6 protein-coding genes and 1 pseudogene are annotated in these 3881 nt (G+C 76.7%); all 7 read left to right on the top strand.

Translation table 11 applies throughout. The features are described from left to right. Window positions 1-418: pseudogene (locus DVA66_RS17975) on the top strand (hypothetical protein); the annotation flags it as partial. Window positions 419-488: 70 nt separating this feature from the next. After that, on the top strand, window positions 489-758 hold the full coding sequence (locus tag DVA66_RS17980) for a hypothetical protein (RefSeq protein WP_114561274.1): 270 nt from the start codon (window positions 489-491) through the stop codon (window positions 756-758). Next, on the top strand, window positions 758-982 hold the full coding sequence (locus tag DVA66_RS17985; RefSeq protein ID WP_157974103.1) for a hypothetical protein: 225 nt from the start codon (window positions 758-760) through the stop codon (window positions 980-982). The genes DVA66_RS17980 and DVA66_RS17985 overlap by 1 nt, the downstream gene beginning before the upstream one ends. Before the next feature lie 38 nt (window positions 983-1020). Then, window positions 1021-1596, top strand: coding sequence for a hypothetical protein (locus tag DVA66_RS17990; RefSeq protein WP_198671916.1), 576 nt, complete (start codon window positions 1021-1023; stop codon window positions 1594-1596). Window positions 1597-1672: 76 nt separating this feature from the next. Then, the gene (locus DVA66_RS17995; RefSeq protein ID WP_114561276.1) at window positions 1673-2257 is read left to right on the top strand and encodes a TetR/AcrR family transcriptional regulator; all 585 of its coding nucleotides are present in this window, start codon (window positions 1673-1675) and stop codon (window positions 2255-2257) included. Continuing rightward, on the top strand, window positions 2257-3405 hold the full coding sequence (locus tag DVA66_RS18000; RefSeq protein ID WP_114561277.1) for an FAD-dependent monooxygenase: 1149 nt from the start codon (window positions 2257-2259) through the stop codon (window positions 3403-3405). Before DVA66_RS17995 ends, DVA66_RS18000 begins: the two co-directional genes overlap by 1 nt. Before the next feature lie 41 nt (window positions 3406-3446). Then, window positions 3447-3881, top strand: a 435-nt coding sequence (locus DVA66_RS18005) for an IclR family transcriptional regulator (RefSeq protein WP_114561278.1), incomplete at its 3' end; no start/stop codon positions are given.

The raw sequence follows: 3881 nt of genomic DNA on the forward strand, positions 1-3881 counted from the left end.
GCCGCAGGGAGCCGGGCGGCGGCTGACCGGGCTGGTGGACCGGCGCGAGGCCGGCTCGGTGGCCCGGGCGCTGCACCGGGCGGGTCTGCTGGCCGAACCGGCGGTGGAGCGGCTGGAGACGGCGGGGTTCTACGTCTGCACCGAGGACCTCGAGGACGAGCTGGTCCGCGCGCTCGGCGTCCCCGCGGCGCTCGAGGTGGTCGAGCGGGCCGGTGAGACCGGGCTGTGGCAGACCTTCTGCGGTCAGCCGGCCCACCGCGACCGCGACGACGTCAGTCGGCTGCGGCGCTTCCTCGGCACCCGGGCCGGACGCAAGATCCGCTACGGGACGCTGCTGGTCGAGGCGCTCCCGCTGGGTGCGGTCCCGCGACCGCTCGCCGACCTGCTCGCCGCGGTCGGTCCGCTGCCTCCCCGGTGACCCCGGGCGGCCCTATCCTCCGCGACAGACCGGGCCGGACGGGCACCGGAGCGCGCACCCGAGGAGGACCATGTCGGCACCCACCACCAGCTCCCGGGTCCGGCTGGCGGAGGTCGCGCAGCTGGTCGAGCAGGCCGCGACCGACGTCGACGACGTGCAGCGCACCCTCGAGACCCGGGTCGACAGCCTGATCAGCGGGACCGCCGCGGGACCGGTCCGCAGCGGCGGCGCGACGGCGACCTTCCTGCGCGCCTTCACCGACGTCGACGCCCAGCTCAGCCGGGTGCAGGACGGCCTGGCCGAGCTGCACCGGCACCTCACCGGGCCGGGCGCGGCCTGATGCCGGGAGCCACCTCCCTGCCCGAGGACGGGTTGGCCGAGCTCGTCCTGGCCCACCGCCGGCTCGGCCAGCGGCTGAGCGCGCTGGAGCAGGAGCTGGACGACGTCCTCGACCCCGACGACCCCGCGACCTCCACCTACGCGACCACCCGGCGGCGCTGGCGGGCGACGCTGGAGCACATGGCCGAGGTGATCCGCCGCCTCGAGGGCGATCTCCGGCGCTGACGCGGCGGTGCCGCCGGCCGACGGCCTACGGTGGGGCCGTGATGCTCAACGCCCGCACCCTCGCCGGCATCGCCGACGGGTCGGTGACCCTGGTCTTCCGCCGCTGGGAGGCGCCGCGGGTGCGGGCCGGGGGCAGTCAGGTCACCGCGGTCGGCGTGGTGTCGTTCGACCGGGTCGAGGAGGTCGACCCGGCCGAGATCACCGCGGAGGAGATCGCCGCGGCCGGCCTGTCCTCGCGGGAGGAGCTGACCCGGCTGCTCGACCGGCGTAGCGGACGGGTGCACCGGGTGGAGGTGAGCCTGGCCGGGCCCGACCCGCGGCTGGCGCTGCGCGAGCAGCTGCCCGACGCCGCCGAGCTCGCCGACCTGCAGGCCCGGCTGGCCCGGATGGACGCCGGCCGGCACGGGCCCTGGACGCGGGCGGTGCTGCGCTGGATCGCCGACCACCCCGGCGTCGTCTCGACCGAGCTGGCCGAGCACGTCGACCGGGAGCGGTTCGCCCTGAAGACCGACATCCGCCGGCTCAAGGCGCTCGGGCTGACCATCAGCCTCGACGTCGGCTACCGGCTCTCCCCGCGTGGCCGCGCCCTGCTGGAGCACCTCGAGCGCTCCTGACCGCCGTCCGACCACATCTTGGTCGATCGCCCAAAGTCTCTTGGTCGATCGTCCAAGAAGCGGCTACGCTGGGGACATGGAGCCGACCGGGAACCGTCGCGGGCAGGAGACCCGCACCGCCCTGCTGGGGGCGGCCGCCGAGCTGGTCGTCGAGGTGGGCTGGGGGGCGGTGAGCACCCGGTCGGTGGCCGAGCGCGCCGGCGTCCGGCCCGGGCTGGTGCACTACCACTTCGGGTCGGTCCGCCGGCTGCTCACCGAGGCCAGCGCCGCCGCGCTGGAGGAGATGGTCGAAGCGCTGACGGGCGAGCTGGAGGCCTCGGACGACCTGGCGCACGGGCTGACGCGGCTGGTCGACAGCATCGTGGCCCTGGAGCCGACCCACCCGCTGCACCTGCTCGTCACCGAGACCTACCTCGCGGCCTCCCGCGACCCCGAGGTCGCCGGGGCGCTGCGCGGGGTCGTCCGGCGGATGCGGGAGCGGCTGGCCGGCTGGCTCGCAGAACGCGGGGTGCCGGACGCGCACGCCGCGGAGGTGGCCGCCTTCGTGGCGGCGACGCTGGACGGGTTCGCGCTGCACCGGGTGCTCGACGCCGACGTGCCCGCTCCGCCGCTGGCCCGGCTGGTCGGCACCTGGACCGGGACGGAGGAGGAGGGGTCTTGATGCGGGTGGTGGTGAACGGAGCCGGGATCGCGGGGCTGGCGTGCGCGCTGGCGCTGTCGCGGCTGGGCTGGGAGGTGCTGGTCACCGAGATCGCGCCGGCGCCACGACGCGGCGGCTACATGATCGACTTCTTCGGGCCGGGCTGGGAGGCCGCCGAACGGCTGGGCGCGCTGGAGGCGCTGCGCCGCCGGGGACGGCTCTACCAGGAGGCGCGCTTCGTCGACGCCCGCGGACGCACCACCGGCCGGCTCGGCCTCGAGACGGTCGACGAGCTGGTGCGCGGGCGGTTCTTCTCGATCATGCGCCCCGACATCGAGGAGTCACTGCGCAGCTGCCTGCCTCCCGACGTCGACCTGCGCTACGGCACCACCGTCACCACGGTCGAGCAGGACGGGGCCGGGCCGGTGCAGGTGCGGCTCTCCGACGGCAGCACCGTCCCCGCCGACCTGGTGCTGGCGGCGGACGGGCTGCACTCCGCCCTGCGCGCCGGGCTGCTCGGCCCGGAGTCGGCGCTGGTGCGCGAGCTCGGCTTCCAGACCGCCGCCTTCGTGTGCACCGACGAGAGGCTGGCCAGCCGCCTCGGCGCGCGGCTCCAGCTCAGCGACGTGGTGGACGGCCAGGCCTGGCTGTTCGCCCTCGACCAGCGCACCGTCGCCGCGTTCGTGGTCGTCGCCGACGACGGGCCGGTGCCGGCCGACGTCGGCGGGATGGTCCGCGAGGAGCTGGGCCGGCACGGCCCCGACCCGGCCTCGCTGGTCGACCGGGTGCCCGCCGACGTCTGGGCCGACACCGTGGCCCAGGTGGTCGCGCCGCGCTGGCGCAGCGGACGGGTGCTGCTGATGGGCGACGCCGCCCACGCGGTCTCGCTGCTGGCCGGCCAGGGCGCCTCGCTGGCGATCGCCGGCGCGGACGCGCTGGCCCGCGCGCTCGAGGAGCACGACGACCTCGAGACCGCGCTGACCGCCTACGAGACGCGGTGGCGGGCGGTGGTCGAGCCGGTCCAGGTCACCGCCCGGCGGTTCGGCAGCGGGTTCGTCCCGCGGACCCGGCGCCAGCTGTGGGCCCGGCGGCTGGTGCTGCACGCCGCCCGGGTGCCGCTGGTCAACCGCCGGCTGGTCGGCTCGCTGACCGGCGGCGTCACCCACTGATCGCGCTCCCCGCGCCGGGGAGGCGGCGTAGGCTCCGGCGGGTGGGAAGCACGCTGCAGACCCTCGACCGGGGCATCCAGGCCCTCGAGGTGGTGGCCGGTCGGGCGGGCGGGCTGAGCGTGGCCGAGCTGGCGGTCGAGCTCGGGGTGGCCCGGGCGGTGTGCCACCGGGTGGTCGGCACCCTGGTCGCGCACGGGCTGGTCGCCCGCGACGACGACGGCCGGCTGCACCTGGGCGCCCGGCTGCCGGTACTGGCCTCCGGCTACTGGCCCGGCGTGCTCAGCCGGGCGCCCGGCCTGCTGCAGCCGCTGGCCGACCGGACCCGTGCCACCAGCTTCCTGGCCGTGGTCGAGGACGAGCAGGCCGTCGTGCTGGTCTCCCTCGACCCCACCGACGCGCTGCTGCGGGTCGGCTACCGGGTCGGCAGCCGGCACCCGCTCACCCGCGGCGCGTCCGGGCTGGCGGTGCTGGCCGCC

It is taken from the genome of Desertihabitans aurantiacus (assembly GCF_003344635.1).
In the GTDB taxonomy this organism is placed as follows: Bacteria; Actinomycetota; Actinomycetes; order Propionibacteriales; family Propionibacteriaceae; genus Desertihabitans; species Desertihabitans aurantiacus.

Coding starts and splice junctions, on each gene's coding strand:
- DVA66_RS17980 (WP_114561274.1), top strand. CDS start 489: ATGTCGGCACCCACCACCAGCTCCCGGGTCCGGCTGGCGGAGGTCGCG.
- DVA66_RS17985 (WP_157974103.1), top strand. CDS start 758: ATGCCGGGAGCCACCTCCCTGCCCGAGGACGGGTTGGCCGAGCTCGTC.
- DVA66_RS17995 (WP_114561276.1), top strand. CDS start 1,673: ATGGAGCCGACCGGGAACCGTCGCGGGCAGGAGACCCGCACCGCCCTG.
- DVA66_RS18000 (WP_114561277.1), top strand. CDS start 2,257: ATGCGGGTGGTGGTGAACGGAGCCGGGATCGCGGGGCTGGCGTGCGCG.